Source organism: Pseudonocardia xinjiangensis, assembly GCF_012911925.1.
GTDB classification, from domain to species: Bacteria; Actinomycetota; Actinomycetes; order Mycobacteriales; family Pseudonocardiaceae; genus Pseudonocardia; species Pseudonocardia xinjiangensis.
Map to the genome: position 1 here is coordinate 1 of NZ_JAAXKY010000273.1, position 3,573 is coordinate 3,573.

Annotated in this window: 4 protein-coding genes; 3 read left to right on the forward strand and 1 reads right to left on the reverse strand. The window is 68.6% G+C overall.

All coding sequences use genetic code 11. From position 1 onward, the window contains the following. Window positions 1–169 precede the first annotated feature (169 nt). Window positions 170–586 (reverse strand): DUF5318 domain-containing protein, encoded by a 417-nt coding sequence (locus HF577_RS36835; protein WP_169400625.1) that lies wholly within the window; start codon window positions 584–586, stop codon window positions 170–172. Window positions 587–736: 150 nt separating this feature from the next. Here HF577_RS36835 and HF577_RS36840 point away from each other — a divergent pair, with 150 nt between their 5' ends. The 3 genes from HF577_RS36840 (at window position 737) to HF577_RS36850 (ending at window position 3,548) form a co-directional block, all read left to right on the forward strand. After that, window positions 737–1,357, forward strand: a complete 621-nt coding sequence (locus HF577_RS36840) for a PadR family transcriptional regulator (protein WP_169400626.1) — start codon at window positions 737–739, stop codon at window positions 1,355–1,357. A 13-nt stretch (window positions 1,358–1,370) separates the two neighbouring features. Continuing rightward, window positions 1,371–2,450, forward strand: coding sequence for an inositol-3-phosphate synthase (locus tag HF577_RS36845; protein WP_169400627.1), 1,080 nt, complete (start codon window positions 1,371–1,373; stop codon window positions 2,448–2,450). Between the two features lie 525 nt (window positions 2,451–2,975). Next, a complete protein-coding gene (locus HF577_RS36850) occupies window positions 2,976–3,548 on the forward strand; it encodes a C40 family peptidase (RefSeq protein WP_169400628.1) in 573 nt (190 codons plus the stop codon). Window positions 3,549–3,573 lie beyond the last annotated feature (25 nt).

Sequence of the window (3,573 nt, forward strand, 5' to 3'; positions counted from 1 at the left end):
TCCCCGGAGGGCGTCCCATGCCGCCGCCGGGCATCGGGGGACGCGGCGGAGGGCCGGATCGGGGACCAGGGGCACCCGGCGGCGTCTGGCCGGGGCCTCCGGCCATGCCGAACCGGGGGTGGTGCTGATCACTCACCGGTGCTCCGGAGGTTCGGGGGTTGGGACTCGGTCACTCGGCGGCGGTCCTGCGTCGATCTGATCTGCGACCACTGGTGGGGGGAGCGTCACCAGTGCCCATGACGTAGGACAGCACGAGATGGTTCCAGCTACAGGTGCGGCAGACCTCCACCACGTAGACGGAGAAATCGGCGTAGGAGTTCGCCAGTTGCTCGATCTCCTCGGGCTTGCGGGCCGAACCCGCCGCATGCTTGAGCGCGTCACCGAAGATCCACGAGACCTGGGTGAGCCGCTCCTTGCGGCAGACCGGACAGGTCTGGTCGGTGGGCTCACCATGGAACCGCGCGGCTCGGAGCAGGTACGGGCTGGCGTCGCAGACCTCGGCAACCCCGACCCGACCGGAGTGGACCTCTGCGAGCAGCGCCCGACGCTGCAACGCGTAGTCGACCACCTGTCGCTGGGTGCGCACCCGGCCAGGGTACGCGGGCTGTCACGCCCCCTGTTGGGAACGCCTCCGGTGCACTCGTTCAGTGGGTGGCGTACATCTCGACACAGCGGGTAGATGTATCGAGCCGATACACTGGGTGCCGGCATCGGGCAGAGAGGCAGGTGGGTCGTCGTGCTGGAGCTCGCGATCCTCGGCCTGCTGCACGAGGCCCCGGTACACGGCTATGAACTGCGCAAACAGCTCGGGTTGCGGCTGGGCGGGTTCCGGGTGTTCTCCTACGGCTCGCTCTACCCGGCGCTGCGCCGCCTGACGCGCGCCGGCCTGATCGTCGAGGATCCGGAGCAGACGCCCGAGCCGGGCGCGTGGTCCCGGCGGGCCAGGCGCGTCTACCGCATCACCGCGGAGGGCAAGGAGCGCTTCGCGGAGCTGCTGAGCGAGTCCGGCCCCCAGTCGTGGGACGACGAGAGCTTCGGCGTGCACCTCGCCTTCTTCTCCCGCACCCCGGCAGAGGCCCGGATGCGGATCCTCGAAGGCCGCAGGCGCGCCGTCGAGGAACGCCGCGAGGGGCTGCGGTCGACGCTGGCCAAGGCAGGTGCACAGATCGACCGATACACCCGGGAGCTGCACCAGCTCGGCCTCGACACGAGTGAGCGCGAGGTGCGCTGGCTCAACGAGCTGATCGCCACCGAGCGGGCGCAGCAGGACAGCGGCACCGGCGACGCTGCCGACCACCACTCGGATACCGACCACCCAGGGACCCGCGAGCCAGGGCCTGGGCACACAGAAACATGAGGAGGAGCCGGCCATGACTCAGGTCCGTGTCGCCGTCGTCGGCGTCGGGAACTGCGCAGCGTCGCTCGTACAGGGCGTTCACTACTACGCGGACGCCGACCCGGCCACCCGCGTTCCTGGACTGATGCACGTCGACTTCGGCGGCTATCACGTCCGGGACATCACGTTCGTCGCCGCGTTCGACGTGGATGCCAAGAAGGTCGGTCGTGACCTCTCCGAGGCCATCGGCGCCAGCGAGAACAACACGATCAAGATCTCCGACGTGCCGCCGCTCGACGTGCCCGTGCAGCGTGGGCACACGCTCGACGGGTTGGGCCGGTTCTACCGTGAGACGATCACGGAGTCCGACGAGCAGCCGGTCGACGTCGCACAGGTGCTCCGGGACACCGGAGCCGACGTGCTCGTGTCCTACCTCCCGGTGGGGAGCGAGGCGGCCGACCGGTTCTACGCGCAGGCCGCCATCGACGCCGGCGTGGCGTTCGTCAACGCGCTGCCGGTGTTCATCGCCTCCGACCCCGTGTGGGCCGAGAAGTTCCGCGTGGCCGGTGTGCCCATCGTCGGTGACGACATCAAGAGCCAGGTGGGCGCCACCATCACCCACCGGGTGCTGGCGAAGCTCTTCGAGGACCGCGGCGTGCAGCTCGACCGCACCATGCAGCTCAACGTGGGCGGGAACATGGACTTCCTGAACATGAAGGAGCTCGAGCGGCTGGAGTCGAAGAAGGTCTCCAAGACGCAGTCGGTCACGTCGCAGGTCGACCGGGATCTCGGCAAGGACAATGTCCATATCGGACCGTCGGACTACGTGGCGTGGCTCGACGACCGCAAGTGGGCGTACGTGCGACTCGAGGGCCGTGCTTTCGGGGACGTGCCATTGAACATGGAGTACAAGCTCGAGGTCTGGGACTCGCCCAACTCGGCCGGCATCATCATCGACGCCGTGCGCGCGGCGAAGATCGCCAAGGATCGGGGCATCGGCGGCCCGCTGCTGTCGCCGTCGAGCTACTTCATGAAGTCTCCGCCGGAGCAGTACAGCGACGACGAGGCCCGGCGGGCCGTGGAGGAGTTCATCCGCGGCGAGCGGGAGCGCTGACACCCCCGCCTTCCGCATCCACCGGCCCCGGCCGCGGCACCCGCCGCAGCCGGGGCCGGCTGCTTTTTTCGTTCCGCGGGCACAACCTTTTCGTGCGATCAACTTCATTTCATAACGCAATAGATTTTCACTCTTTCGGATTATTGGCAACGCCAATGGCCCCCTGATCGACAGTAGGCCGGGGACGATCTACGCAATTGCCGAGACCCGCCTGGCAGGTCGGCGCCGGCACACTCCACTATTCGGGTGGAAACATCGGTGATCACGATCACATATTGGGGTTGCTTCATTGAGAGATACGTCATGCCGAATTAGTGAAACGCCTTCGTAGCGTCTCGGACGGCCCTGCCGGCACCGCCGCTCACCCGGAGCGGGGGGCGCAGGGTCACCGTCTGACGGGCGGGGTGCGGCACGGCCGGGAACTTCGGCGGCTGCGCGTACTCGCTCCCCGTTGACGCCGCCAGCTCCCCGGTTCGGCGGCCGTACGTCGGGCGGTGCTCACCCCGAGGAACCGCATCCGTGCCCATGCACATCCCTGCTCTGGCAACCCGCGCCGCCATCACGGCCACCGCCACCGCTGCCGCCGCTCTCGTCGGCGTCCTGCCCGCCCTCAACGGCGTGGCCGCCCCCACCGCAGCACCCACAGCAGCACCTGCAGCAGCACCAGAACCCGCAGTGACCCCCGCAGCGCCGGTGAACTCCCCCGCCACCGTCGAGCTGCCGGTGGAAACCGTCGCCCTGTCCAGGCCCAGCGCCGTCGGGGCGAGAGCCGTCAGCCACGCGATGAGCAAGCTCGGTGCCCCGTACCGCTGGGGCGCAACCGGCCCCAACGCCTTCGACTGCTCAGGACTGGTGAGCTGGGCCTACAAGAACGCCGGCGTCTCCCTGCCCCGCAACAGCCGGGCGATGTCCAGGGTGGGCAGGCCGGTCGCGAAGTCCGACCTCCGCCCCGGTGACCTGGTCTTCTTCTACAGACCCGTCAGCCACGTCGGCATCTACATCGGTGGCGGCAAGGTCGTGAACGCGGTGAACTCGAGGACCCCGGTCAAGGTCTCGAACATCAACGCCATGCCGTTCAACGGCGCCCGCCGGATCTGACCCGCGCCACGCGGTCCGCCCGGCC

What these genes read in the sequence shown, in the direction of transcription:
- HF577_RS36845 (WP_169400627.1), top strand. Translation starts at nt 1,371, where the DNA reads ATGACTCAGGTCCGTGTCGCCGTCGTCGGCGTCGGGAACTGCGCAGCG.
- HF577_RS36850 (WP_169400628.1), top strand. Translation starts at nt 2,976, where the DNA reads ATGCACATCCCTGCTCTGGCAACCCGCGCCGCCATCACGGCCACCGCC.